26 protein-coding genes and 1 other RNA gene are annotated in these 25,555 nt (G+C 63.9%); 17 read left to right on the forward strand and 10 right to left on the reverse strand.

Features of this window, described 5'->3' with window-relative positions; genetic code table 11:
* Positions 1-118 precede the first annotated feature (118 nt).
* A complete protein-coding gene (locus JQ604_RS21190) occupies positions 119-1,057 on the forward strand; it encodes an AEC family transporter (RefSeq protein WP_212361000.1) in 939 nt (312 codons plus the stop codon).
* On the opposite strand, the gene JQ604_RS21195 is transcribed toward JQ604_RS21190, so the two are convergent.
* Positions 1,054-2,709, reverse strand: a complete 1,656-nt coding sequence (locus JQ604_RS21195; RefSeq protein ID WP_212361003.1) for a hypothetical protein — start codon at positions 2,707-2,709, stop codon at positions 1,054-1,056. The genes JQ604_RS21190 and JQ604_RS21195 overlap by 4 nt on opposite strands.
* A gap of 191 nt (positions 2,710-2,900) precedes the next feature.
* Here JQ604_RS21195 and JQ604_RS21200 point away from each other — a divergent pair, with 191 nt between their 5' ends.
* The 3 genes from JQ604_RS21200 to JQ604_RS21210 all read left to right on the forward strand — a co-directional run bounded on the left by JQ604_RS21200 (position 2,901) and on the right by JQ604_RS21210 (position 4,212).
* Positions 2,901-3,251, forward strand: coding sequence for a hypothetical protein (locus JQ604_RS21200; protein WP_249158534.1), 351 nt, complete (start codon positions 2,901-2,903; stop codon positions 3,249-3,251).
* 153 nt (positions 3,252-3,404) lie between these two features.
* A complete protein-coding gene (locus tag JQ604_RS21205) occupies positions 3,405-3,587 on the forward strand; it encodes a hypothetical protein (RefSeq protein ID WP_212361006.1) in 183 nt (60 codons plus the stop codon).
* A 94-nt stretch (positions 3,588-3,681) separates the two neighbouring features.
* Positions 3,682-4,212, forward strand: coding sequence for a DUF2846 domain-containing protein (locus tag JQ604_RS21210; RefSeq protein WP_249158548.1), 531 nt, complete (start codon positions 3,682-3,684; stop codon positions 4,210-4,212).
* A gap of 61 nt (positions 4,213-4,273) precedes the next feature.
* Here the strand turns inward: JQ604_RS21210 and JQ604_RS21215 are convergent, their stop codons facing one another.
* Complete coding sequence (locus JQ604_RS21215; protein ID WP_212361013.1) at positions 4,274-6,118, reverse strand: YncE family protein; 1,845 nt, start codon at positions 6,116-6,118, stop codon at positions 4,274-4,276.
* A 533-nt stretch (positions 6,119-6,651) separates the two neighbouring features.
* Between JQ604_RS21215 and JQ604_RS21220 the strand changes: the two genes are divergently transcribed.
* The 3 genes from JQ604_RS21220 to JQ604_RS21230 all read left to right on the forward strand — a co-directional run bounded on the left by JQ604_RS21220 (position 6,652) and on the right by JQ604_RS21230 (position 8,618).
* Positions 6,652-7,197, forward strand: coding sequence for a hypothetical protein (locus JQ604_RS21220; protein WP_212361016.1), 546 nt, complete (start codon positions 6,652-6,654; stop codon positions 7,195-7,197).
* Between the two features lie 44 nt (positions 7,198-7,241).
* Positions 7,242-7,940 (forward strand): ATP-dependent Clp protease proteolytic subunit, encoded by a 699-nt coding sequence (locus JQ604_RS21225; protein ID WP_212361021.1) that lies wholly within the window; start codon positions 7,242-7,244, stop codon positions 7,938-7,940.
* A gap of 186 nt (positions 7,941-8,126) precedes the next feature.
* A complete protein-coding gene (locus JQ604_RS21230) occupies positions 8,127-8,618 on the forward strand; it encodes a hypothetical protein (RefSeq protein WP_212361024.1) in 492 nt (163 codons plus the stop codon).
* A gap of 107 nt (positions 8,619-8,725) precedes the next feature.
* Here JQ604_RS21230 and rnpB read toward each other — a convergent pair.
* An RNA gene (rnpB, locus tag JQ604_RS21235) (RNase P RNA component class A) lies at positions 8,726-9,141 on the reverse strand.
* A 251-nt stretch (positions 9,142-9,392) separates the two neighbouring features.
* On the opposite strand from rnpB, the gene JQ604_RS21240 reads away from it, so the two are divergent.
* Both JQ604_RS21240 and JQ604_RS21245 read left to right on the forward strand, forming a co-directional pair.
* Positions 9,393-9,743, forward strand: coding sequence for a YciI family protein (locus JQ604_RS21240; protein ID WP_212361027.1), 351 nt, complete (start codon positions 9,393-9,395; stop codon positions 9,741-9,743).
* A 63-nt stretch (positions 9,744-9,806) separates the two neighbouring features.
* The gene (locus tag JQ604_RS21245) at positions 9,807-11,042 is read left to right on the forward strand and encodes an RNA polymerase sigma factor (RefSeq protein ID WP_212361030.1); all 1,236 of its coding nucleotides are present in this window, start codon (positions 9,807-9,809) and stop codon (positions 11,040-11,042) included.
* A 37-nt stretch (positions 11,043-11,079) separates the two neighbouring features.
* Here the strand turns inward: JQ604_RS21245 and JQ604_RS21250 are convergent, their stop codons facing one another.
* Genes JQ604_RS21250 through JQ604_RS21270 form a run of 5 tightly spaced genes read right to left on the reverse strand, consistent with a single transcriptional unit; the run spans position 11,080 to position 15,009 of the window.
* A complete protein-coding gene (locus tag JQ604_RS21250; RefSeq protein WP_249158537.1) occupies positions 11,080-11,916 on the reverse strand; it encodes a sugar phosphate isomerase/epimerase family protein in 837 nt (278 codons plus the stop codon).
* Positions 11,917-11,954: 38 nt separating this feature from the next.
* Positions 11,955-12,572, reverse strand: coding sequence for a nuclear transport factor 2 family protein (locus JQ604_RS21255; RefSeq protein WP_212361035.1), 618 nt, complete (start codon positions 12,570-12,572; stop codon positions 11,955-11,957).
* Positions 12,573-12,629: 57 nt separating this feature from the next.
* Entirely contained in the window at positions 12,630-13,376 is a 747-nt protein-coding gene (locus tag JQ604_RS21260; protein WP_212361040.1) for an SDR family NAD(P)-dependent oxidoreductase, read from the reverse strand.
* Positions 13,366-14,202, reverse strand: a complete 837-nt coding sequence (locus tag JQ604_RS21265; RefSeq protein WP_212361043.1) for a sugar phosphate isomerase/epimerase family protein — start codon at positions 14,200-14,202, stop codon at positions 13,366-13,368. Before JQ604_RS21265 ends, JQ604_RS21260 begins: the two co-directional genes overlap by 11 nt.
* A 60-nt stretch (positions 14,203-14,262) precedes the next feature.
* Positions 14,263-15,009, reverse strand: a complete 747-nt coding sequence (locus JQ604_RS21270) for a GntR family transcriptional regulator (RefSeq protein WP_212361046.1) — start codon at positions 15,007-15,009, stop codon at positions 14,263-14,265.
* A 242-nt stretch (positions 15,010-15,251) separates the two neighbouring features.
* Between JQ604_RS21270 and JQ604_RS21275 the strand changes: the two genes are divergently transcribed.
* The 4 genes from JQ604_RS21275 to JQ604_RS21290 all read left to right on the forward strand — a co-directional run bounded on the left by JQ604_RS21275 (position 15,252) and on the right by JQ604_RS21290 (position 18,327).
* A complete protein-coding gene (locus tag JQ604_RS21275; RefSeq protein ID WP_212361049.1) occupies positions 15,252-15,977 on the forward strand; it encodes an amino acid ABC transporter permease in 726 nt (241 codons plus the stop codon).
* 12 nt (positions 15,978-15,989) lie between these two features.
* Entirely contained in the window at positions 15,990-16,631 is a 642-nt protein-coding gene (locus tag JQ604_RS21280; RefSeq protein WP_212361052.1) for an amino acid ABC transporter permease, read from the forward strand.
* Positions 16,632-16,710: 79 nt separating this feature from the next.
* Positions 16,711-17,544: a transporter substrate-binding domain-containing protein gene (locus tag JQ604_RS21285; protein ID WP_212361055.1), complete on the forward strand. Its 834-nt coding sequence runs from the start codon at positions 16,711-16,713 to the stop codon at positions 17,542-17,544.
* 24 nt (positions 17,545-17,568) lie between these two features.
* Positions 17,569-18,327 carry an amino acid ABC transporter ATP-binding protein gene (locus JQ604_RS21290; protein ID WP_283818019.1) on the forward strand — a complete coding sequence of 253 codons (759 nt, stop codon included), beginning with the start codon at positions 17,569-17,571 and terminating at the stop codon, positions 18,325-18,327.
* Between the two features lie 152 nt (positions 18,328-18,479).
* Here JQ604_RS21290 and JQ604_RS21295 read toward each other — a convergent pair whose 3' ends face one another.
* On the reverse strand, positions 18,480-19,337 hold the full coding sequence (locus tag JQ604_RS21295) for an HD domain-containing protein (protein WP_212361058.1): 858 nt from the start codon (positions 19,335-19,337) through the stop codon (positions 18,480-18,482).
* Positions 19,338-19,618: 281 nt separating this feature from the next.
* A complete protein-coding gene (locus tag JQ604_RS21300; protein ID WP_212361061.1) occupies positions 19,619-20,479 on the reverse strand; it encodes an N-acetylmuramoyl-L-alanine amidase in 861 nt (286 codons plus the stop codon).
* Between the two features lie 382 nt (positions 20,480-20,861).
* Here JQ604_RS21300 and rsmH point away from each other — a divergent pair, with 382 nt between their 5' ends.
* From rsmH to JQ604_RS21320, 4 genes are all read left to right on the forward strand, one after another.
* A complete protein-coding gene (gene rsmH / locus JQ604_RS21305; RefSeq protein ID WP_212361066.1) occupies positions 20,862-21,857 on the forward strand; it encodes a 16S rRNA (cytosine(1402)-N(4))-methyltransferase RsmH in 996 nt (331 codons plus the stop codon).
* A 1-nt stretch (position 21,858) separates the two neighbouring features.
* Complete coding sequence (gene ftsL, locus JQ604_RS21310; RefSeq protein ID WP_212361069.1) at positions 21,859-22,269, forward strand: cell division protein FtsL; 411 nt, start codon at positions 21,859-21,861, stop codon at positions 22,267-22,269.
* A complete protein-coding gene (locus JQ604_RS21315) occupies positions 22,266-24,005 on the forward strand; it encodes a peptidoglycan D,D-transpeptidase FtsI family protein (protein ID WP_212361073.1) in 1,740 nt (579 codons plus the stop codon). Before ftsL ends, JQ604_RS21315 begins: the two co-directional genes overlap by 4 nt.
* A gap of 96 nt (positions 24,006-24,101) precedes the next feature.
* Positions 24,102-25,547, forward strand: a complete 1,446-nt coding sequence (locus tag JQ604_RS21320; protein ID WP_212361076.1) for a UDP-N-acetylmuramoyl-L-alanyl-D-glutamate--2,6-diaminopimelate ligase — start codon at positions 24,102-24,104, stop codon at positions 25,545-25,547.
* Positions 25,548-25,555 lie beyond the last annotated feature (8 nt).

Consider the following 25,555-nt stretch of genomic DNA (forward strand, 5'->3'; position numbering starts at 1 on the left):
TCTCTCCACGAGTCGTGTTGTGGAAAGAGCCCCCACCCGTATCGCATCTTCGATGCGATACGACCTCCCCCGCAAGCGGGAGAGGTGGAGCGCGGCGCCGCGTAGAGGGGAAAGCCGGATGCAAGTTGCGAGCTTCGTCCTGCCCGTGTTTGCGATCATCGTCACCGGCTGGCTGGCGGGATGGCTCGGCTACATCTCGCGCTCACTGGCCGGCGAACTCGTGCATTTCGCCTACAATGTCGCGATGCCTGCGCTGCTGTTCGTCACCATCGCGCAGGAGCCGGCGCGCAACCTCTTGGAATGGCGTTTCCTGTTCGCGTTCGGCGGCGGCTCGATGATCTGTTTCGCCATGGTGTTCCTGCCGGTGCGCGCCGGCGGACGCGATCTCGCCAGCAGCACGATCCATGGCATGACCGCGGCGATGACCAACACCGGCTTCGTGGCGCTGCCGGTGCTGCATGCGATCTACGGCCAGCCGGCCGTGCTGCCCGCGGCGGTCGCGACGGTGTTCGTGGCGGCCGTGATGTTTCCGATCACGGTGGTCCTGCTGGAAAGTGGCAAGGGCGGCGAAGGCGGGCCATCGGCGGCTGTCCTCGCCAAGCAGATCCTGCTCAACCCGATGGTGCTGTCGACGCTGATTGGCCTCGCCTGGGCGATCGCGGGCTTGCCGATTCCGGCTCCCGTGGCGGCCTATCTCAACATCCTTGCCGCGGCGCTGACGCCGTGCGCGCTGTTTGCGATCGGGCTCGGCCTGTCGATCGACGGACTGCGCGCCAATCTGAAAGCATCAGGCGTGCTCGCCGTCATCAAACTCGTGATCATGCCGCTGATCGTCTATGGCCTCTGCGTCGTCTCCGGCCTCAATCCGCTCTACACCATCGCAGCCGTGGTCTGCGCCGCGGTGCCGACCGCCAAGACCGTCTATGTGCTGGCGCATGAGAACAAGGTCGAGGAGCCGCTGGTCGCCGCCACGATCTCGATCACGACGGTATTGTCCGTCGTGACCTTGATCGGCTGGCTGTACCTGCTGTCCGGGTTGCCGGCGAAGGTCAGTTAAGCCGCGAGCTCCGTCCGCCGGCAGAAGCACGACGCCTTGATGTGCACCTCCGCGCGCGCTTGCGCCAGATCGAGCCGTTGCCGGATCAGTGGGCGCTCGACGGTTTCGCCGCGGCGGACCAGGCATTCGTGCAGGCCGTGCAGCGACCACAGATTGTCCGGATGCTGGCAGGCGCGGCTGAGCTTGCCGTCGAGGCCGAGATCGGAGCGGTAGACCGCCTCGGCTTCCTCGATCCGTCCCTGCTCGAGCAGTAGCGCGCCGAGCGCGTGGCGCGGCGGCTGCATCCAGCCCCAGGGCTCGTCATAGGGCAGGTCATCGGACAGCGCGACCGATTTGCGCAAGTGCGCGAAGGCGATGTCGTAATGGCCCTTGCGATATTCCAGCTCGCCGTCGAGCATGGCCTCGGCGACGCCAAGCAAATTCACCACTTTGTTGTTATGGACGAGCCGGCTCTCCGGCACGCGGGTCTTGGCCGCGGCGAACCGCGCCTTCTCGGCTTCGGCGTCCGCGACATTGCCGAGCGCCGAATGTGCCACCGCCTTGGCGTAATGGATCATCGCAGTGACGGAGCAGTAGAGCTCGCGATCCTCGGGCAGCTCCTGCGCGATGATGTCGTGCCATTTGCCGAAGCGCACCAGCACGTGCTGCTTCATCGTCAGGTATCCCTCGAGGAAATCCGCCATCGGCGGCGAGGGGATGCGTAGCACGGCCTCCGGCACGGTTGCGATCAATTCCTCGGCGGCCGCGATCGCCGGCGTGTATTGCCCGAGGAACATCGCGCCGTAGATCGCGAAATGGAAATTGTGGATGACGTAGACGAGGTAGACGCCGGGATCGGCCGTCGAGGCGAGGAATTTGCGATCGACCGCCAGCGCTTTCTGATTGTAGACCAGCACGTCGTTATACAGGCCGCACAGCACGTCGAGATGCGTCGGCATGTGCATCAAATGCCCGCCATCCGGGACGATGGTGCGCAGCCGGTCGCCGGCGCGCATCGCGCGTTCAGGGAATGGCGACATCTCCATCAGGTGGACGTAGAGATGCAGCAGGCCCGGATGATCCCAGGCGCGCGGGATTTTTGCGAAGGCGTGTTCGAGCAAGGCCTGACATTCCTCGGTACCGGCGCCCTCGGCCGGCTTGCCTGACGGCAGATCCCACATCTGCCACGGCGTCTCGTTCATGATCGCTTCGGCGAACACCGCGCGCACCTCGAGATCATCCGGATACGTCGCAAAAATCTTGCGCATTTCCCTGGTGTACGCCTTGTCCCACGGCGACATGTCCTCGATCGCCGCGGCTTGCGGATAGCGCGCCGGCAGCGCCTTGATCAATGCCTGTTCGACCGGACTTGCCTTTGCAGCATGCGCCAACGCCTGCTGCATGGCGTCGTAGGAGGCGGCAAGTGCCATCTGCCGTCCCTGCGGGTCGTAGCGGACCCAGGGCAGATTGTAGTTCGGTCCGGCTGCGTAGCTGGTGCCCCAATGCGCCATCGCGCAGGTCGCGTCATGCTCCAGCGCCTTCTGGAAGCATTTGATGGCTTCGCCATGGTTGAAGTTGAATACCCAGTTCAGCCCGCGGTCGAACCAGGCTTGAGTATCCGGCGATGATGTCGTGATTTTGCGGCTGTACGGCCCGAGATCAAAATAGGTCATGACCCTTGTCCTCTCTGCGCAACGCCGAGCGGGAACTTAGCAAAAAGGCGAGCGACGGCACAGCGTTTCCGGAACCCTCAAAACTTAGCAAAAGCCGAGCGAAATCGAAAAGATTTCGCGCCCCATATCGCTTTAGCCGCCGTCAAGGATCGGTTGGTTAGGCTTTGGACATCCATCGAGGGAGCCAAACCATGCCGAACCGAGCGAAGCGAGCTGTTCCTGCCGGCGTTCACATGCAGGAACGCGAGGATATCCTCAACCCCAGCGCGATCGAGCATTTGAGCGCGGGCGCCGTCAGCGCCATGAGCGCGGTCGGTGCCGCCGTCATCAAGATGCACAAGCAGACCGCCGACAGGAAGGCGGAATGGTTCTGGCACATGTTCGCCAAATGCGAGGCCAAGGCCGTGCGCCTCGCCGAGCAGGCCGCAGAGGCGCCCGACACCTGCGGCGATGCGACCTTCATCGAGGTCTACGCGAAGAACCTGCCGAAGCTGATGGCGGACGCGCTCAGGAAGCACGAGCAGGCGCTCGCGAAACGCTAGGAGGCCCTCGGCCCTCCACTCCTGGCGCAGATGTGACTCAGGGCACATCGCCTTCGTGGACCTGTGACGCCGCGCACAGTCGCTGGGAACGAAAGGCCATACACCACACGCGTGGTTGAGCAATCGTGCTCGCCACAACGAGGGGGTATGGACATGACTCATCAGGACATCAAAGAGCTCGGCGAACGCGAGCTGGATCACGCTGCCGGCGGCGAGACAGCGCCGGTCGGCAATGCGGCTCCCACGCAGGCCGCCACTCAAGGGACAAGCGCTTCACCAGACTTTGGCTTCGGCCGCGGCTGGTGCTATTGGCATCCCTACGTTTGCCGCAAGTAATAACCGGCGGGCAGTGCGTCGCGGCCAGCGAAGTTTGGTTGTCGGCCGCTACAACTTATGCTCTAAGTCCACCGGGACATGGGCTGGGGTGGTGATGCGGCGGTTTATGATGTGGGCTTTGACGCTTGGCGTCGTGGCTCAATTTTGTGGGGGCGCGCTCGCGCAGGCGCCGGAAGCGTCACCGAAGGCCAAGGCCCAAGTGCGGTCTCAGCCGAAGCCGCAGACCTCAGATGGCGCCCGCTTGTACTTCTTGCGCGAGAAGGGCGTGATCAGTACCGGCGTGGGCATCAAGATCAATGGCCAGCAAGTCGGTTCGGTTGCCAAGGGCACATATTTTTCCGTGAACAGGCCGCCCGGCCGATATCGGATTACTTGCGTCAATCCGATGTCGATGGATTACGAAAGCGAAATCCAGATCGAGGCCGGCCGCACCTATTATTTCGGCATCGGCAGACCTCAGGTGTCGGCGCCCGGTCAGAACCTGGTCAATCAGGCCCTCGCCGGAAGCAGCGGACAACAGATGCGATCGACATCGCCGCAGATGCCGGCCAATGCCGCGGCCGGCTTCTATCAGATCGATGCTGCAGAGGGCGCGGCGATCGTCAGTCAGATGAAGCCGCAATAGCGACCGCCGGCGTTTCGTATCAGCATCAAGGTCCAATGCGATACAGCCGCAGTCGGTCGGTTTAAATGGCGCGCGTCATCAGCCAGCGGCCGTCGGCTGATAGTTGCAGGGGCCGCTGTGCGATCGAGGTGATGCGTTGCCGCTCGCGGCCGCTCGCCTGGTCGCGTAGGACGATTTCGCCGGTCTTGCTGTCTGCGCGCCAGAATGCCTCGATGCGCAGGCCATGGCCCGACAAGCTGCTGTTTGGCGGCTGGTCGGCCGAATTTGGAATGGGTGGATCTTTCTTGTCGACGGTGCCGATCAGGGCCCCGGTCTGTGTGTCGAAGGTCAGCGTGCGCAATATCCATGATGCGGGTCCGGTCTCACCAGAGATGCCCGGCGGCGTGCCGTGAAAGTTCAATTGGATGGCTCTCTCGTCGATCTGGCTGATGCCGCTCTGTGAGGTCATCCCGCCGACCAACGCCGTTGGCAACGCCACCGTCACGACGTCGCGGTCGCGGATCAGCTCGTGGACTCGGAACGGCTTGTCACCGGCGGGGAATTGCCACGCCCATATGCTTTCGCCGATTCGCTCCAGTCCCTGGATCGGACCGCTCTCCGCGGTTGGCCCGTAGCGTCGGATGTCGTGCACCCGCATCGTGGGGAGCTCGAGTCGGATCGCCATGAGATCGTCCGGCTTCGGTGCATAGAATTGGCCACACACCAGCCACAGGCTATTGTCGTCGTTGGAAAATATCAGCGAGTTGCGGGCGTAGACGTCGAAGCAGGAACCTTCGCTGTTGGCGAATTCCCCGGCCAGCGTCATCTCGGGCAGCGCATAAATCCGTATTCGGATCTGATGTCGGCTGTAATAGGTGTTCGGGATTGACACCTTCTTCCCATTGCTCCGGAGCGCGAGATAACGTCCGTCGGGACTCCACGCGATCGCGTAGCTTTCCAGCGGGGCTAGCGGATCGGCTAACCGCCGGATGACCTGGCCGTTCGCGATGTCGACCTGCACCACGGCGTGGTCGGCGCCACGAACGATCGCGCTCCGCCCATCGGGAACGATCTCGATCGCGGACGTCGGCGCAACGGGAATCGCGATGTCGTGGGAATAGGCGAGAACCGTTTCACCCTGTGAGCGATCCCGCGATGGTGCAGTTGATAGGACCCGGCGCAATTTCGGCGCGCCATTAACGACACCGTCCGGCCCCGCGAGATAACCGGCAAATGGCGCCAGCAGGGCGATCAGGAGCGGTGCGGCGAACACAACAGCCAGTCCGCGAGCGCGATGGGTGACGAAGGCCCTGGTCTGCTTGGCGCCTGTATCGTTGATCCGGCAGATCATCAAAATCACGAAGATCGCTGCGGTTGCGCCCCAGACGGCCCCGACGCCGGCGCGTGCGGCGAGCACATGAAAGCGCTCGGGCCAGGACAGGCCATTGAGGGCCCACCAGTGCGGTGGGCGATCGTCGAAACCGATCTGGTAAATTTGCTCGACGATGCCTGAAACGACTGCTGCCACGATGGAAGCGACGAGAAACAGCAAGGTCGCTCGCCTCACTCCGGACGCCATGCCGAGCGCCCAGGCCGGCAGAAGTGACATCAGTACGTTGGTTGCGATCGTCCACAGCAGGAATGGCAGCCACGGCAGGTCCACGATATGCGTGGCATTCAGTGTGCCTGCCAGATGTTGGGCTCGCGCGAGGTTTTGAAGTTCGGTCTGGGTCCGGAAGCCGGCCGCGATCAGGCCGCCATGACCCTGCGAAACTACCATCATTGCGAACCATGCAATGGCCGACAGCGCGACGCAGCAGAACCAGAACAGGAGACTAAGCCTTGGCAGGATGCGTTTGAGCACGAGCCCCTGCAGGAGCGGCGGAGCCAGCGTCGCAACCACAATGAGGGCGAGGATCGCGTTCATGATCAACGCGCGGTGCTCCGTGCTCCGCGAGATTGGTTTGTCGAAGGCCGTTGCGGACATCGTGCTCAAGATCGGAGCGAGCGTGCAGACGAGCACCCAGGCGAACCAGATTGGCCAGGTTACCGGGCGTACGCGATCGAAAGGCGAAGGTTGGGTGGGATTCATAAGCGAGGCATTACTCTGCAAGTCACACGTGGGCCGGCGGAGCCTCAGTCACATGCACGAGTGTCACAAGCGTCATTCCCGACATAGTTGGGCACGCGACCGAGTGCGGTGTGCCGACTTGTCCGGATTTGTGAGGATGTGTCCGCTTCGCGGCCAAGGGTTCTGGCGCAAGTTCGTCAGACGCGACGTCGACGCGCTGCCTCACCGGGCAGGCGGCATGGTTACCGGGCGCCTGCAACGTCACCGCCTTCGCCGCTCCAGCACGCTTAACGATATCTGCATCCCGACAATTCACCGACACTCTTTAGCGAAGTCTTATGGTGTTCACCCATAGGTAGTGGGCTCCTTAGATCCTGGGAGCGATCGCGATGTCGTTTGGCAAGCGTCAGTCTGGTGTTGGTGCCGGTGCACAGACTGTGAATGTCGACATGGCTGCTGCACCGAGCCAGGCCGGCAGCGAAGCCGATCGGACGGCGGGCGGCCCGATCCGTTGGCTCATCGTGTTTCTGGCCTGTTGCACGATGCTTTACGGGTTGTTCGCCAGCTATGGTCCGGACCTCGTGCGCGACCATCGCCTGGCCGGAAGCTGGCAACCGGCCTACGATCTGCAAGCCATGGACGGCAAGTGCAAGCGAACCAACTTCGTGGTCACCTTTTGCACTGCCAAGATCAAATCGGTCGCCCAGCCTGATCTGGCGCCGATCGATCATGGTTTCTTCATGCTGTTTTCAAGCGGTGACGGTGAGGCGCTCGTGCCAGTGCGCTCGACGACCGATCGCGCGGCAGTCTCGATCTTCTACTCGGCGGAATCCAAGCTCTGGAATCGCACGCTGTCATTTGTCGTGGCGGCGGGCTTCCTGGCCCTCTTTGCCGTCGGCTCGCTGCTGCTCTTGCGAAGAACGCTCAATTCGTGACGGCCATCTTCTGATCGCGAACTCAGTGATTGCGTAGGTCACCCGTGTCGGGGCTCAAAGTTCTCAGCGCCATCTGCTGTGTCTTGCTGTTCTGGGGCTATTTCCAATTGCCCTCCGGCTCCAAGGACGTGGCATCGCGACAGACCTTGTCGGTCAACGAAGAGGCGGACCGCATCGTGCTTGGCTGGAGCGGGCCGGTGCAGGAGCCGATGAGCGAGCACCTCACTGCTGCCTTCGATCGCTACGGGGCAGATCGACGTCGGCTCGTCCTCGTCCTCAACTCGCCGGGCGGCTCGGTCGAACACGGACGCAAGGTCGTTGCCGCGATCCGCGCGCGCGATCGCGCGATTGATACGCTGGTGCAAAAAGCCGGCGTCTGCGCCTCGATGTGCGTGCCGATCTTCCTCGCAGGCAGCAGGCGGATCGCCGATCCCGAGGCCTACTTCATGTTTCACCAGGTCAGCCTGAACAGCAGCGCCAAGGAGAACATCAAGGAAAACGGCAAGGGACGTGAGCTCAGCGACGTCGAGAAGGCGTCCTACGCGCGCGTGGTCAAGTCGATCGAGACGCAGGTCACGGACGAGTTCTTTCGCAACGACATCGGCATCCGTGGCGTCAACGTGGCCTGGCTGGCCCGGATGCGTCAGAAAATCTCCGGCCGCGATGTCTGGATGAGCGGCCAGCAGCTCGTGGATGAGGGCTCCGGCATCATCGACAGTCTCGTGCGCACGGCTGCTCGCTAGCCTCGACGCGGAGGAGGGCCAGGCGAGGCGCTCGCAGTCGGCTCCCTTGGTGCTAATTGGCGGCTCGTGACCCATAGCGGACATCAAGTCGTTATCTCCAGATAAACTTTATTCGACCGATGCCGACGTCTTCCAAGCACCGGGTCTAGACAATTACACTATCGCGTTCTGATCGCGAGGCGTGCGATGCGACGACGGGATTTTCTCGGGTTGATCGGAGGCGCGGCGGTGTGGTCGCGCTCGGCCAGCGCGCAGCAGCCAACGCTCTTTCGGCTGGGTTCTCTCAAATTGACCGAACCAAGCGGAAAGTCGGTTCATATCAACGTGGCGCTCGTAACCTTCATCAGATCTGACACACATATTTCTGGTGCTAACGCCGAACTTGGTTTGGCGAGTGGAAAATCTCAGGGGGTGCTGGAGAATGTCGAAGAGGTCATGCGGTTGGTCATGGCTTCGCATCGCGGCGAAATGTCCTGGATCAAATTGACTGAACCTAACGGTAAGCCGATCCACATCAACGTATCGCAGGTAACCTCCGTCAGGTTTGACACTCGAATTCCCCGCGCAAACGCTGAACTCGGTTTTGCGAGCGGGAAACTTCAGGGCGTGCAAGAGCATGTCGATGATGTCATGCAGATGATCGCCGCCATTGCAGGGCAAAAAGCGAAGCCGCCATGAATTCCGGTCGTTTTGAACTCGCCGACTGCTAACACCAGTTGCGCGACTTCAAGCACGCGTAATGGCGAAGGGCCCGGCGCATCACGCCGAGCCCTTCATTTGGTAGAAGCATCAGCCAGCCTGTAAGCCGGGTTCTGTAGGGCACCGTCCTTGCGAACGATACGTGACGGCCATTCCTCTGGGACCATGCTTGCACATGGCCTCGAGCAACCTACCCGGACGGCGAGCCTGACATCGCCCTGCGGTGTTATCGCGCGAGCGCGAACTGACCGCGTTGCCGTCCCTATTCGGTTTTGCTCCCGGTGTGGTTTGCCATGCCGTTTCCGTTGCCGGATACGCGGTGCGCTCTTACCGCACCTTTTCACCCTTGCTTCCTCGCGAGGAGGGAGCGGTTCGTTCTCTGTGGCACTTTCCCTGGGGTCGCCCCCGCCGGATGTTATCCGGCACCGCATGTCGATGGAGCCCGGACTTTCCTCCCCCGCGGCCTTTCGACACTTGCGGGGGCGGCCGTCCGGCCGACTGACGCGCCAAGGGATGAAGGTTCCGGCGTGCCGCGTCAAGCGGATAACGGGGACCACGTAGCGTTTTCAAGCGAAGTGGGGACCGGTTCGCGTGAAGAAAACGCGTCAAGACAAGAATCGAGAGCCCCTCCCGTTCCGGCCGGAATGGGAGGGGATCGAGCGCTGAAAATAATTTACCCTGACGGTGTCGTCTGGCCGGCCGCCCGTTCGACTGGGTGTCGGCGATCCAGCCGATCACAAGGAGTGCTGAGAGATGAATTACCTGTTGCTGATCTACCGGAGCGACGCGTTGTACACCCACATGTCCGCCGATGACCGCAAGAAGCTGACGGCGGAGTATGGCACGTTCACCCAGTCCATCATCCAGAGCGGCCATTTCAAGGCCGGCGACGGCCTGCAGCCGGTCTCGACCGCAACCACCGTGCGGGTGCGCGACGGCAAGACCATGTTGACGGATGGCCCGTTCGCGGAGACCCGCGAGCAGCTCGGCGGCTACTATCTGGTCGACGCCAAGGATCTCGACGCCGCGATCGCCATCGCGGCGCGAATTCCCGGCGCCAGGGACGGCTCGATCGAGGTCCGGCCGGTCATGATCTATGATTGATCGCATGCTGTTGTCCCGGATGTGCCGATGGCGCATCCGGGATGCGGCATGTGAAGATATCGCATGACCCCGAGCCAGATCGAGAAAATCTTCCGCGACGAAGCGGGCCGCGCGCTGGCCACGCTGATCCGTCTCGTCGGCGATTTCGATCTGGCCGAGGATTCCCTGCAGGATGCGTTTGCCGTTGCCTTGGAGCGCTGGCCGATCGGCGAGTTTCCGTCCAATCCGCGCGCCTGGCTGGTCAATGTCGGCCGCAACAAGGCGATCGACCGCGTCCGCCGCGCCGCGAATTTTCGCGGCAAGGAGCCGGAGCTGACGCATCAATTGCTGCTCGACGCCGCGCCGTCCGACGATGTGGCCGACGCGACGCTCGACGACGACATGCTGCGGCTGATCTTCACCTGCTGCCACCCGGCCTTTGCGGAGGAGGTGCAGGTCGCACTGACCTTGCGCACGGTGTGCGGCCTCGGCACCGCGCAGGTCGCGCGCGCCTTCCTGGTCAGCGAGGACGCGATGGCGCAGCGGCTGCTGCGCGCCAAGCAAAAGATAAAACTCGCAGGCATTCCCTATGAGGTGCCGGAACGCAAGGCGCTCGCGATGCGGCTGCGCGGCGTGCTCGCCGTGATCTATCTGGTCTTCACCGAAGGCTATGCCGCGACGCTGGGCGAAGATTTGATGCGGCCGGATCTGGCGCGCGAGGCGATCCGCCTGGCGCGGCTGATCGACCGGCTGATGCCCGCGCGCGGCGAGATCAAGGGCCTGCTCGCGCTGATGCTGCTGCATGACGCCCGCCGCGCCGGACGGCAAACGGCCGGTGGCGACATCGTGCTGCTCGAAGAGCAGGACCGCTCGCTGTGGGATCGCGGCCAGATCGCCGAAGGCTTGAGGCTCGTCGAGGACGCGCTGCAGATGCCGGGCCGCCCGCAACCTTACGCCGTGCAGGCCGCCATCGCCGCGCTGCACGCCCGCGCGGGGAGCTTTGACGACACCGACTGGCCGCAGATCGCCGGCCTCTACGAGGTGCTGCTGCGCATCAACCCGTCACCGGTGATCGAGCTCAACCACGCCGCAGCCGTCTCGATGGTCGACGGCCCGCAACGTGCGCTCGATCTGATCGACGCGTTGGTCGCGCGCGGCGGATTGAACGGCTACGAGCTGCTGCCCGCCGTGCGCGCGGATCTGCTGCGAAAACTGGGCCGGAAGGAGGAGGCGAGGGAAGCGTATGCGGCGGCAACGGCGGCAACCCAACTCGAGCCGCTGCGCCGTCTCTACGCGCGACGGATCGCGGAGATGGAGTGAGTTCACCGCTCCCCGCAGGAGGGCGGGAGAGGTGAAGTTAATGCGATGGACGAGGTGACGGGCCATGGACGCCGCTCAGCAGGGCCCGCGTGGCTGCACCACAGATCCGCCCTCGTTCGATCGGCGAAAGTCCCGCATACTCCGCACAGGGAGCTTCAACCGCCACCGTGATGCCGCTCGGAAACGCACGCAGAAATTCGCCAAGCGGAAGCTCGCCTTCGCCTGGATAGAAACGTCCGCTGCGGCCCTCCGTTCTCAGTCCCGCCGCATCCGGTGCTGCGGCATAGGCATCGCAGAGATGGATATAGGGGAATAATCCGGGATCGAGCGCGGCAAGGTCGCTGGCGTGGGCCCCCGAACGATAGAAATGCAGCGCGTCAATGAGGAGTTTGGCGTTCGGTCGGCGGACTGCGTCAAGCAGCGCGCGCGCCTGCGCAAGGGTCCTGAGTTCGACATACGACATGAGTTCAAGGACGATCCCGAGGCCGAACCCATCAGCGAGATCGCACAGCGCAGCAAAGTTATCGCGTTGTCGCGCGGTATCGGAATCGTTGCCGACGACCAGGAGATGTTGTGCGCCCAGACGCGCTCCAAGCTCAATCGCGGGCTTGAGCGCTGCGACGTCGGTATGAGGCATCAGCCAGACGGCCTCGACATCAAGGATACGAATGCCTGTCGAATCGAGCCGTTGTTCGATCGCCCGGATCAGTCGCGCATCACCGATCACGGGGACGATCTGATCGGTCGGCATGGGCGGAACGATCCGCAAGCCGATCGCATCGAATTGCCCACTAGCGGCGGCTTCAATGAGCGTCAAGGGATCGGCGTCGAGCACCGTCAGATGCGCAAGCGAAAGCGTGATGGGGGCCGTCATCTTGCGAGTCATTGGCCTGCCTTTCGCGGGCTTGCGCCTTACAGCGGCTTGCCCGCGAGCCAGGTCGCTCCGCGCGCGTAGAGCGCCTGGACCTCCGCGCCCTTGAGGCCGGGCATGTCCTTCTTGACGGTGTAGCCGATGCGGGTCTGCAGATAGGCGAGGTGGCGATAGCCGACCGGAAACGACTCGAGGAGAGCGCGGTCGAGCGTTGGCACGGCGCCCGGCGTCACCGGGTCCATGCGGTCCTTCTCGTAGATGGGTTGGCGCAGCACGATGCCCCATCTTCCCTGGCGCTTTTCCAGGAAGTCGTAGAAGCGGCCGGTGCAGACCACGTCCACCTCGATCCCTTCGACGAAGGCGCGCTGCGAGATCGTCATCTTGGTCTGCGAGATCGCCCGGTCGCCCGCCAGGTCGATGGAGATGCCACCGAGGAAGTGAAGAATGTTGACGCCCTTGGCCCAGGCTTCCTTGCTGATGGCGATGAACTCGTCCCCGGTCCCTTGGGTCCAGGTCGCCATCATGACCCCGTCGGGGTGCCAAACGCTGCGGAAGCGCTCCCAGTCACCAGCGTCGCGCCATACCACCCAGTTCTGCAGGAGCTCCGTGATCAGCCGACGATCTTCGATGCTATCAGCTGATGGCGTGTCGTCCTTCATGGCGTTCTTCCCTTGCTCCGTTCATCCTGCGGAGCTTACGGTTCGGCTGGCGCGGTCTCAATAGGTGGCGCGTCCACCGGAAATGTCGAACACAAAGCCGGTCGTGAAGCTGCAGGCGGGACTTGCGATCCAGGCGCAGAGTTCCGCGACCTCGTCGGGGAGAACGAGGCGGCCCATCGGGATCTTGGCCGTCATCGTCGCGATGAACTCGGGTGTCATGGCGTCGAGCAGGGGTGTTGCGGTCATCGCCGGCGCAATGCAGTTCACCGTGACGCCGTCATTGGCGAGGTCCTTGGCCATCGACTTGGCGAGCCCGATCACACCGGCCTTTGCGGCCGAATAGGCGCTGAGGTTCTGCACGCCTTCCTTGCCGGCGATCGAGGCCACCGTGACCAGGCGGCCATAGCGGTGCGCGCGCATATGCCGTGCCGCGACCCGGCTCGCGTAGAACACGCCCGTCAAATTGATGGCGATGACCCGATCCCAGTCCTCGAGCGGATAGTCCCAGGCCGGCGCATTCGGTCCGCCGATCCCGGCATTGTTCACGAGGATATGGATCTGCCCGAACTGCCTTGTGGCGGCATCGAAGGCGCGCTCGACCGACGCGTTATCGGCAATGTCGACGGTAGAGACAGCGGCGGGCGAAAAGTCCTTTGCGCCGGCGAGCGGCGTCACATCGCGGTCCCAGACGATGACTTTGGCGCCACGTGCAGCCATCAGCCTGGCGATGTCGAGCCCGATGCCCCTTGCGGCTCCCGTTACGATCGCAACCTGGCCATCCAGGCGTGTCTTGTCAGCGGACATTTGAGCGGCCCTTCATCTGCAGTCCCTCGACATACGCGCGCGTCACGTCAAGCGCCTTCCGGCTGTAGGCTTCGAGGCCCATTTCTGCGGTACGCCGAGCGTGCGGAATTTCCAGTGTGATCGGGATATCCTGCGGCATCGCCGCGATGATGGGTGCGAAATCGATCGCACCTTCACCCGGCAGCAGGCGTTCACGCCGGGCGGTGTACATGAGGCCTTCCGCCGTGGCCGGCGTCTCGGCCGGGCAATCCGCAATATGGAGCACGCGAAGCCAGGATTTCGGCAGACTTTCAAGCTCCGCCACGGTCGAGGCCGACCGGTGGAAATGCAGCGTATCGACCAGGATGCCGCAATTGTCCGCGGCGACCGCCTTGCAGATGCGTGCGGCGGCGCCGAGGTTCGGCACTTCCGACCACGGCAGGAATTCGATGCCGACATGCAGGCCCAGCGGGCGTGCCATGGCACAGAGGCGACCGAACTTGTCGATCGCGCGACCCGTCTCCGGGTCGGGCAGATGCGTCGTCACGGTGCGGGCGCCGAGCGCCGCACCGGTCTCGAGAAACGCCTGATAGGATTCGGGCTCGACGTCCGGCGTCAGGCGCACGATCTCGACGTCGGCGCACGCGACATTGCTCGCCGCCAGCCGCTCCTGCGTCGCGCGCAGCAATGCCTTGTCCGTCGTGATCGGATACAGCCGCTCTTCTGCCGTCAGTGGCAGCAATCGCAATCCAACGGCATCGTAGCCGCAGCGCCCGGCCGCCTCGATGAAATCAGGCGGATCGAGCGGGAGCATCTGAAGGTGACCGACGGCGTAGCTTCGCGTCACGTGGTCACTCCCGGGCGCGAACCGGCGAGGTTCCGGGGCAGTCGTGTTGGAATCATCGCGCTAGCCTTGCTCGGCCTTGGTTTTCGCCGCTTGCTGCATCGCCCTTTGCGCCCCGGCATAGCGCTCGCTCATGGCGTCGATGTGCCCGGTCAGGACGTCGGCCGCGCCATCCACGTCGCCGCGCGCGAAATGCTTGATGATGAGACGGTGCTCGGCTCCGGTGCGCCGCTTGGAGACCTCCGACTGGCGCGCGAAGAAGCGGGCAGCGCCGATCCGGCCGGCAATGAGATCGTAGGCCTGCACGAAGACCCGATTGCCGCAATGGCGGAACAGCGCGCCATGGAAGTCAGCATCCGCGCGCGCGGCCGAGACCCAGTCGCCGACATCCTCGGCCGCCGCGAGCGCATCTTGCGCCATCTGCAGCTCCTTGAGTGTCACGGCCCGATCGCTGGCGAACGCGAGTCGCAGTGCCCCCGTTTCCACCAGGACCCTGAACTGGCAGAGCTCCGCGATATCGGCCTTGCTCGGCTGGAAGACGAAGCTGCCGCGCTGCGGGCGGACATCGATCAGGCCTTGAAGCTGCAACAGCGTCAACGCCTCGCGGACCGGGGTGCGGCTGACGCCCAGCATGGACGCCAATCGTTCCTCGGACACCGCCTCGCCGAGACCGAGCTCGCCGAAGACGATCGCGTCACGGATGCGGTCGGCGACGATCGTCGCAAGCGCCGGGCGCTTTTCCACAGCGATGGCCGTCAGTGTCGGCGTGCGTGCGTCGTCCGCGCGTCGCGCCTTGGCATGCTGCGTCATGCTTTTATTCCCAATTTCTCGTTGGGCCCGCGCCGGCCATCGAACCACTTGCATACTGAGGTACGGAATGCTAGCACACCGCGATAGGCGGTCAAGCATGGATCGCGCATGGGTCCTCCGATGAATCGGACGACCGAACCGACGAGAGCGATCGCCGGGGCATAAGCGCGACGTGCGAGTGACGACGGGGAAACGAACGGCCGACCGGCGAATGCCGCGGCTTCAGGCAGGGAAGACGTCGCTTGGCTTACAAGTTCGACTTCGGTGCCATCTGGGAGGCGATGCCGCAATTGCTGGCGGCGGGCCTCGGAACGCTTGGACTCGCCGTCGCGGGCTCGCTGCTTGCAATCGTCATCGGCATCGGGGGCGTCGTGCTGCGCGACAGCCGCCTCGCGCCGGCGCGCTGGCTCGTGATGAGCTTCGTCGAGCTGATCCGCAACACGCCGTTCCTGGTGCAGATCTATTTCATCTTCTTCGCGCTGCCGCTTTTGGGCGCGCAGCTCGGCCAGTTGCTGGCGGGGCTGGGGCTGATCGCCAGGCCGACAAACTATCTCCTGATCGGCCCGTGGCCGACGGCGGTGATTGCACTCGGGCTCAATGGCGGCGCCTATGCGATCGAAATCATCCGCGGCGGCGTCCAGGCGGTCCCGAAAGGGCAGTGGGAAGCCGGCGCTGCGCTGGGTCTGCACAGGGCGACCGTGTTCAGGCTGATCGTGCTGAAGCCGGCGCTGCGCGCGATCTATCCCTCGCTCACCAGCCAGTTCACGCTGCTGACGCTGACGACGTCGATTGCCGGCGCGATCGCCGCCTACGAGCTCTTCTCCGAAGCCAAGTTCATCGACAGCCAGATCTACAAGCCGTTCGAGGTCTACTTCACGATCACCGTCTTCTACTTCGTGATCTCCTGGTTCATGAACCAGCTGTTTCAGGCGTTCGCGCGCCGCTACTTCAGCTATCCCACCAAATAGGCAGAGGGGCACATGGGCGTCGACCAGTATCTCTTCCTGCTCAACAGTCTCAAATGGACGCTGATCCTCTCGGCCGTCGCATTCGCATTCGGCATCCCCTGCGGACTCGGCGTAGCGCTGATGCGCACGTCGGATTCGACGCCCATGCGCTGGCTCGCGACCCGCTGGATCGACATCTTCCAGGGCACGCCGCTGCTGATGCAGCTGTTCGTGGTCTATTACGGCCTTGCCCTGCTGGGACTGAAGCTTGACGAGTGGTCATCGGTCACCGTCGGATTTACCCTGCATGCGAGCGCTTTCCTCGGCGAGATCTGGCGCGGCGCCATCGAGGCCGTGCCGCGCGGTCAGACCGAAGCGGCGCATGCGCTCGGCCTGCACTACTGGTCACGCATGAAGGACGTGGTGCTGCCCCAGGCGCTGAAGATCTCGTTGCCGGCGACGATCGGCTTCCTCGTGCAACTCATCAAGGGCACCTCGCTCGCCTCGATCGTCGGCTTCGTGGAGCTGACCCGCGCCGGCGGCATCATCGCCAACATCAACTATCGCCATTTGCTGGTCTACGGCGTGGTGGGTCTGATGTACTTCTGCATCTGCTGGCCGCTTTCGCTCTGGGGCGCGCGGCTGGAACGCAAATTTGCTGCGGCGAGCCGCTGAGCGGCCGCATCAAACGGATCGGCGCTCGCAGCCGATCGGACAGGGACACGTTTCGTAGCTGGGAAAAGGAGTTTGACAGATGACATCAGAAATCCGATCGACGCGCCGCGCGGTGCTTGTCACCCTGGGCGCCTTCACGGCATTGGCCCTTGCGGGCGGCACGGCGCTCGCCGGCACGATCGACGACATCAAGTCGAAGGGCACGATCGTCATCGGCATCCAGGGCGACAACCCGCCGTGGGGTTTCGTGAACGCGCAGGGGGCACAGGACGGCATCGACAAGGACATCGGCACGGCGTTCGCCAAGTATCTCGGCGTCAAGGTCGAGTTCAAACCGCTCGCGGTCGCCGACCGTATTCCGGCGCTGACGACCGATCGCGTCAACGTGCTGTTCGCGACCATGGCGATGCTGCCCGAGCGCGCCAAGGCCGTGCAGTATTCCAAGCCCTACGCCGCCAACACGATCGTGCTGTACGGCGCCAAGTCCGACGCCATCAAGACCTACGACGATATCGCGAAGTTCTCGGTCGGCGTGCCCTCGTCGAGCGTGCAGGACAAGGAAGTCACGGCAAAGGCACCGAAGAACACGAAGATTCTGCGCTTCGCCGACGACAGTGCGACGATCCAGGCCCTGATCTCCGGTCAGGTGCAGGCGATCGGCGGCAACACCGCCTATTTTGCGCGCATCGAGCAGGCCAGGGCCGGCGAATTCGAGCCGAAGATCACGTTCACCAGTCTCTTCAACGGCGCCTGCGGCAAGCTCGGCGACAAGCAGATGAACGACACGCTGAACGCGTTCCTCGACAAGTTCCTCGTCAGCGACGAGTACAAGGCGATCTACAAGAAATGGTTCGCAATCGACGTGCCAGCGTTCCCGGCGAGCGTCGAAGGCGTGCCGTTCACGGTGCAATGATCTGACGGTCGAGGTGCCCTAGACATGACGCAGACCCGGCAAGCCGCGCCCATGATTCTCATGGAAGGCGTCGAGAAATGGTACGGTCAGTTCAAGGCTCTGACCGACATCAATCTAGAGGTCAACAGTGGCGAGAAGATCGTGCTGTGCGGCCCGTCGGGGTCGGGCAAGTCGACGCTGATCCGCTGCATCAACCATCTCGAGCCGATTCAGAAGGGCCGCATCGTCGTCGACGGCGTGACTCTCGGGCACGACACCAAGTCGATCGACGCGGTCCGCCGCGGCGCGGGTATGGTGTTTCAGCAGTTCAACCTGTTCCCGCACATGACGGTGCTGGAGAACTGCACGCTGTCGCCGTTGCGCACGCGCGGCCTCAAGAAGGACGCGGCCGACGCGCTCGCCCGCAAGTTCCTGGCGCGGGTGCAGATCCTCGATCAGGCGGAGAAATATCCGGCACAGCTCTCCGGCGGCCAGCAGCAGCGCGTCGCCATTGCGCGCGCGCTCTGCATGGAGCCGAAAGTGATGCTGTTCGACGAGCCGACTTCGGCGCTCGACCCCGAGATGGTGAAGGAGGTGCTGGATACGATGGTGGAGCTCGCCCGCGACGGCATGACCATGATCGTGGTGACCCACGAGATGGGATTTGCCCGTCAGGTGGCGGATCGCGTCATCTTCATGGCCTCCGGCCAGATCGTCGAAGAGGAGCCGCCTGAACAGTTCTTCCAGGCGCCGAAGCACGAGCGCACCCGCAAATTCCTCGGCGAGATCCTGCGCCAGCATTGAGATCGAAGTGAGCCGTCAAGCTGCGCTCAAGAGCTGACGTCAAGGCGCCAGCCGTCGTTCGTACGAACGGACATGAACTGCTGCGGACTTGCTGCGCAAGCTCGGCCGGAAGGAAGCGGCGAGGGAAAATCGTTCCGCTCAAGGAGGCCGATCTATATCTGTGGGCCAGATAGTCTGACCTCTCGCTCAGCGCGAAGGACGTTGCCATACAGATTGCCGATCCATTGCCTTCCGCTTGAAGTTACATTCAGATACCGGATGGCAGCTTGGATCTGCGGCGCAACCTTCGTCCAATAGAACTGAGGATATTTGTACACCACGTCTGCGGGCGTCGCGTATCCGAGCGATTTGTTCAGCCCTACCTCTTCAAATTCATAGAAGAGCGCGTTCGATTTCTTCATGTAATTGGGATCGCCGAGCTGACCGATCAGGTCAGCGGCGCGCAGCAACAAACCTTCCTCGTCGTCCAGGTCATCGTCACGCTCGTTGGTTGATGCGGCGGCATAGGGAAAACGGGTATATTCGATGGCTCGGGCAACGCGGGTGGCATCAATTTGGTCGACCGCGTCGAGGCGCTCCACGGCGAACAATTTTGAGCGATCGACGTGATAGGGCGCAAGCGCTGCATCGGAGGAGCCGATCGGCAACTCAACCGTTCGACCGGTACCATCAACGACATAAGCTCCCTCCTGGTCTCCGTGAATGATTCCCCGAACGTAGCCGATGTCATGCAGCAGGCAGGCGAGTATGAAGTGAGCATAGTCACCGGCCGTCGTTGGCCTCAGAAGAGCACGGCCAGTCAGAATCTCGTGCCCCACCAGCGTCACCAGCATGGTGTGCTCGACGTTGTGATAGAGTGCATCGCTGTTACCAATACATTCCAGGGCCAGCTTTGCTGCGTAGGGGAGCAGTTCCGGCAAGCCGGCGTCGGACGCGCCGAAGCGGTCTCTTGTCTCCGAGATCAGGAACGCACCGAGCGCGCGCGAAGTCAGTTCCGGAATCGTTATCATGAGCAAACTCCTCACGGCCCGTCCGTGTACGCGTAGCAGGCTGTCTGCAGATCAGCAGAGAGAGGAGGTCAGCAGCGCCGGAACCCAATTGATTCAGATCAAACCAAGTTATTCCCGTGCCGCCTTCATGAGCGACAAGGGACCGTAATGGAGTGGCGCGCCTCGCGGCGATACTTGGCGAATGTCAGGCGTGCGCTCGGGCGTGTCCGTTGTCGATGCTGATAGCGCGACCAGCGGTCGTCAAAACTCGCAAGCAAGCCGCGCGAAACAGAGAGACGTCCTTACGTCGCAGCAACCACCGTCGGCGTCGCCGCATCCGGCGGCAGGGTCGCCAGCAGCGCGTGCAGCGTCGCCATGGTGGATTGATCCGCGATGCCATCGACGCGCTCGGGCCGGAAGTGGCGCTGGAAGGCGGTGACGACTTCCATGGTCGGGCCGTCGAACTTGCCGTGGGTCGGGATGCCGTAGCCGTAGCGCGCGAACGCGGTCTGCATCGCGGTGACCTGGTCGCTGATCGCTCCTAACTTCAGCGCCTCGCCGCGCACGAGCGGCGCCGGCTGTACCCAGTGGCCGACGCCGGAATTGGCCAGCGAGTGCCACGGAAATTTCTCGCCGGGATCCTTCTTGCGAGCGGGGGCGACGTCGGAATGGCCGAGCACGCGGTGGCCGGGCACCTTGCGGCGGAGCATGATGCCGCGGCACAGCGCGATCACGGCGGCGATCTGGCGCAGCGGGTAGTCGGGATAGCCCCAGTCATGGCCGCGATTGATGATCTCGATGCCGATCGAGCAGGAGTTGATGTCCTCCTCGCCGGCCCACACCGAGACGCCGGCGTGCCAGGCGCGCTTGGCCTCCGGCACGGTCTGCACGATGCGGCCGTCCTCCAGCACGATGTAATGCGCCGAGACGTCGGTGCCGGCGGTGCAGAGCTTGGCGATCGCGCCCTCGACATCGGGCATGCCGGTGTAGTGCAGCAGGATCATGTCGGGCTCGCGCCCGCTCGCGCGGTCGCCGAAATTCGCCGACGCGATCACGTCGGAAGCGATCGAGGAATCCGGGATGAACGTCTTCATGTCGACGGCGGCCTTGGGAACGGGAAGGGCGCGTTGACGCTTCGAATCATCAGACGAACCTGAAGCCATCAGAAAAGCTCAAAACTCGGCAGCAGAACGGCAAGTCAACTGCAATGAACAAGTGAATACGTCTACTATTCCTTAACCCTGAGGGCCCGCAATCGGCTGGCCACAGGCGCCGGCGCATTTTGCACCTAGTGTGTGCCGAAGGCATCACCGGGTTCCACACACGGTTAAAAGGCTGACGATTCCGCTAACCGATTTTCAACGCTTTCTTAACGCTAAATGCCCCTACTGAGGGGTGAACAGCCGAACCGTTTGGGGGCGGCCGAGGTCCGCTTTTGCGCGAAATCCCATGGAAGCCCTTCAAATTCCGGTCGGACATCAGGGTTTGCCGCCGGCGATGGCACGCGCGCGGTATTTTGAGGCCGGCGCCACCCGGGGGCGGCGCATGACCGGGGCGGCCTCACGACATATCTCCGTGCTCGGCCGTGAGGCGGTCGAGGCACTCGCGCCCCGCGACGGCGGAACCTATATCGACGCGACCTTCGGCGCCGGCGGCTACAGCCGTGCGATTCTCGAGGTGGCGGGAGCCCGCGTCGTCGGCATCGACCGCGACCGCATGGCGATCATGGGCGGTTTCGACCTGGTCGATCGCTCCGCAGGCCGCTTGACGCTGGTCGAGAGCCGCTTCTCCGAACTGGATGAAGTTTGCGCCGCGCAGGGGCTCGACGCGGTCGACGGCGTCGTGATGGATGTCGGCGTATCCTCGATGCAGCTCGACCAGGCCGAGCGCGGCTTCTCGTTCCGCCTCGGCGGCCCCCTCGACATGCGGATGGGGCAGAGCGGGCCGACCGCGGCCGATGTGGTGGCCAAGGCTTCCGAGACCGAGCTCGCCAACATCATCTACATCTTCGGCGAGGAGCGGCACTCGCGCGGCGTTGCCCGTGCCATCGTCGCGGCCCGCAAGGATACGCCGATCGCGACGACGCAGGCGCTCGCCGACATCGTCGCCAAGGTCGTGCGCGCCAAGCCGAACGAGATCCATCCGGCGACGCGGACCTTCCAGGCGTTGCGCATCTTCGTCAACGAAGAGCTCGACGAATTGCATCTGGCGCTGACCGCCGCCGAGCGCGTGTTGAAGCCGGGCGGCCGGCTCGTCGTCGTCTCCTTCCATTCGCTGGAAGACCGCATCGTCAAGAACTTCCTCGCCGAGCGCGGCAAGGTCTCGGCGGGCTCGCGGCATCTGCCCGAGGTCGCGCAGGCGGTGCCGAGCTTCAGGATCCTGACCAAGCGGCCGGTGGTGCCGGGCGACGCCGAACTATCAGCCAATCCGCGCGCGCGCTCCGCAAAGCTGCGCGCCGCCGAGCGCACCGATGCGCCGGTGCATGCGGTCGACAAATTGCCGTCCTGGCCGCGGCTCGCTGACGTCATGAGGGGAGGCTGACATGCGCATCCTCCATTTCCTCGTCATCGGCATGCTGATCTTCGCGGCGTCCTATGTCTACCGCATCAAGATGGAATCGACCTCGCGGACCGAACGCGTGCTGCGGCTGAATGCCGAGATCCGCGAGCAGCGCGATGCGATCGCGACGTTGCGCGCCGAATGGGCCAAGCTCGATGCGCCGCTGCGGCTGCAGGGCCTGTCCGACCGGCATCTGCCGCTGAAGCCGCTCAATGCCAACCAGTACGACTCGCTGAAGAACCTGCCCGAGCGGCCGCCGAATTTCGCCAAGCCCGGCTCGCCCGATCCGATCGGCGCGATGATCGACACCATTGAGGCCGCCGCCGATCCCGCCGCCACCACCGGCTCGGTGCCGCAGGCCGATCCGCAGCCAGCGTCCGGAGATCAGCAATGAGTGATCCGGCCTCGAGGAAAGTGGAACCGTGGCGGCAGCGGCTGATCCGCGGGCTGCTCTACGGGCGCAACGTCGATCGCGCCGCCAAGGCGCGCGCCCGCGTCGGCCTGGCGATCGTCGCATTCGCCGCGGTCTATTGCATCATCGCCGGCCGTCTCGTGATGTTCGCGATCGGTGCCGACAGCCATAGCGCGCGCCGCGCCGCCTCGCAGGATGCGATCGCGACCGCGCGGCCCGACATCGTCGACCGCAACGGCGAGATTCTCGCCACCGACGTCAAGGCGCCGAGCCTGTTCGCCGAGCCGCGCCGCATCGTCGACAAGGACGAGGCGATCGAGCTTCTGACCGGCACCTTGCCCGATCTCGACACCGGCGAGGTGCGCGAGCGCATCCAGTCGCGCAAGGGCTTCGTCTGGCTGAAGCGCGAGATCACGCCGAAGCAGCAGTCGGACATCCACAAGCTCGGCCTGCCCGGCATCGGCTTCCTGCGCGAGAACAAGCGCGTCTACCCGACCGGCAACGAGGTCGCGCATCTGATCGGCCTGGTCAACATCGACAACCAGGGCATCGCCGGCATGGAGAAGTGGCTGGACACCAACGGCCTGGCCGACCTGCATCGCGCGGGCTTCGCCGTCGACCGGCTGCAGAAGCCGGTGGAGCTGTCGGTCGATCTGCGCGTCGAGCACGCGCTGCGCGACGAGCTGCTGAAGGCCAAGGACAAGTACAAGGCCAAGGCCGCATCGGGCCTCGTCTCCAACGTCAGGACCGGCGAGATCGTGGCGCTGGTGTCGCTGCCCGATTTCGATCCGAACAATCCGAAGGAAGCCCACGACCCCGATCGCATCAACCGCCTGACCACCGGCGTGTTCGAGATGGGCTCGACCTTCAAGACGCTGACCCTGGCGATGGCGCTCGATTCCGGCAAGGCGACGCTGAACTCGATGTACGACGCGCGCGGCGGGCTGCACTACGGCAAGTTCACCATCCACGACACCCACAATCTTGGCCGCGCGATCTCGATGAAGGAGGTCTTCACCTACTCGTCGAACATTGGTGCTGCGCGCGTCGCGCTGAGCCAGGGCGTCGAGGCGCATCGCGCGTTCCTGAAGAAGGTCGGCCAGCTCGATCGCCTGCGTACCGAACTGCCGGAGAGCGCCTCGCCGATCGTGCCGAAGCGCTGGGGCGAGCTCAACACCATCACCATCGCGTTCGGTCACGGCATCGCGGTGGCGCCGCTGCAGGCGGTGATGGGCATCAACGCGATGATCAATGGCGGCTACCTGATCCCGCCGACCTTTCTGAAGCGCTCGGAAGACGATGCCAGGGCGCTCGCCAGAAAGGTGATCAAGCCGGAGACCTCGGACAAGATCCGCTATTTGATGCGGCTCAACGCCGAGATCGGAACGGCCAAGAGCGCCGACGTGAAGGGCTATTATATCGGCGGCAAGACCGGCACCGCGGAAAAGGTCGTCAACGGCCGTTATTCCAAGAAGCAGGTGCTGAACTCCTTCACCGCGATCCTGCCGGCGGACAATCCGCAATATCAGGTCCTGATCATGCTGGACGAGCCGAAGGCGATCCCGGAAACCAAGGGCTTCATCACCTCGGGCTGGAACGCGGTGCCGACCGGCGGCAAGGTGATTGCCCGCATCGCGCCGCTGCTCGGCATCGAGCCCCGCTTCGATTTGCCGCCCGCCGATCGCCTTATTCTTGCGACATCGAGGACAACCCAGTAAGGCGTACGGAGCGGGCGCTCCGTCGCGCCGATCCATCGTTTTTTGAGCATGATTGCTTGCGAAAACCGCTTAAATCATGCTCCAGACTGGATAATCATGAAACTTCGCGACCTCCTCGGCAATGATGCTGCGATCGACCCGAATGCGGTGCAGGTCGAGGTCGGCGGCCTTGCCGTCGACAGCCGCGCGGTGAAGCCGGGCGACTTGTTCTTCGCGCTGGTGGGGACAAAAACCGACGGCGCGCGCTTCATCGACTCCGCAATTGCCGCGGGTGCGGTTGCCGTCGCAGGCGACCATGCGCCGCAGGCCGCGCTGTCAGTGCCTTTCGTGGTGACACCGAATCCGCGCCGCGCGCTGGCGCTTGCCGCCGCAACATTTTACCCGCGCCAGCCCGAGATGATCGCAGCCGTCACCGGCACCAGCGGCAAGACCTCGGTCGCCGCCTTCACGCGCCAGATCTGGCAGCGGCTCGGCCACTCATCCGCCAGCATCGGCACCATCGGCCTGGTGTCGCCGAAGCGCACCGTCTACGGCTCGCTGACCACGCCCGATCCGATCGCGCTGCATCGCCAGCTCGACGAGATCGCGAACGATGGCGTCACGCATCTCGCCTTCGAAGCTTCCTCGCACGGCCTCGACCAGTTCAGGCTCGACGGCGTGCGCATCGCCGCCGGCGGTTTTACAAACCTGTCGCGCGACCACATGGATTATCATCCGGACGTCGCGCATTACCTGAATGCCAAGCTGCGGCTGTTCCGCGATCTCGTGATCGACGGCGGCGCCGCCGTGATCTCCGCCGATCACGACTGCTCGCAGGACGTAATCGACGCCGCGCGTGAACGAAAACTCCGCATCATCACGGTCGGACGCAAGGCAGACGCCGACGGCATCCGCCTGGTCGACGCTGCGATCGACGGTTTTGCGCAGACGCTGGTGATCGCCTATCGCGGCAGGCCGCGCACGATCAAGCTGCCGCTGGTCGGCGAATTCCAGATCGAGAACGCGCTGGTCTCGGCGGGCCTTGCGATCGGCACCGGCGGCGACGCCGATGCCGTCTTCGCCAGCCTCGAGCATCTCGAAGGCGCCAAGGGCCGGCTGGAATATGTCGGCGCGCATCATGGCGCGCCGATCTTCATCGACTACGCCCACAAGCCCGATGCGCTGGCGAAGGCGCTGCAAGCTCTGCGTCCCTATGCCAGGCGCAAGCTGGTCGTGATCTTCGGCTGCGGCGGCGATCGCGACGCCGGCAAGCGTCCGATCATGGGCGCGATCGCGGCCGACAATGCCGACAGCGTCATCATCACCGACGACAATCCGCGCAGCGAGAATCCGGCAGCGATCCGCGCCGCGATCATGGCGACCGCGAAGGGCGCGCGCGAGATCGGCGATCGCACCGCGGCGATCCGGGAGGGGATTGCCGGCCTGGAGGCGGGCGATGCCCTGGTGGTGGCCGGCAAGGGCCACGAAATCGGACAGATCATCGGCGACAAGACGCTGCCATTCAGCGATCATGAGGCGGTGGCGGCCGCGCTTAGAGCATGATCCGGAAA

Origin of the sequence: Bradyrhizobium jicamae (assembly GCF_018130695.1) — a bacterium.
GTDB lineage: Bacteria > Pseudomonadota > Alphaproteobacteria > Rhizobiales > Xanthobacteraceae > Bradyrhizobium > Bradyrhizobium jicamae_B.